This is a genomic window from Arthrobacter sp. Y3223164 (genome assembly GCF_059091005.1).
In genome coordinates this window covers 1-432 of record NZ_JBNHGF010000865.1, presented here as the reverse complement: position 1 = coordinate 432, position 432 = coordinate 1, and the positions used below count along the sequence as shown (strand labels likewise).

Annotated in this window: 1 pseudogene; it reads left to right on the top strand. The window is 74.5% G+C overall.

What is annotated here, in order from left to right:
* Positions 1-30 precede the first annotated feature (30 nt).
* A pseudogene (locus AC5RUJ_RS18445) lies at positions 31-432 on the top strand (hypothetical protein); the annotation flags it as partial.

The following is a 432-nucleotide window of genomic DNA, read 5'->3' as shown; positions in this document are numbered from 1 at the left end:
CCGGACGCCGAGCGCCTCACTCCCCCGCGGGTGAGCACCACCGACTGGCCCCGCGAAGACCAGCAGGGTCCCGCCGCCCCCGCCGCCAACAACCCCCCAACTTCAGGCCAGCCTGCCCAACAGCACGACGGCGGAGCTCCCGCTGGCTCCGGGGGTACGGCACCTGTGACGGCGGCATCCTCCGGATCTCCGGATGGGAACGGCGCCGCGGCCGCAGCCGAGGCCCAGGCGTCTTCCGCCCAGCCGCCTTCGGCTCCGGCATCCGCCAACGATTCCAGCCGTCCGACCGTCCCGTCGTCGGTGTTCGGGAATCCGCGAGACGGCGGCAGGCAGGACGCCGGTGTGCAGGTCCCCTCCGATGCGGCCGGCCAGCAGAACGCTGCTGCCGGCTCCTCCGGCGAAAGCGCGGCCGACTGGGGTGGCACCTGGGGC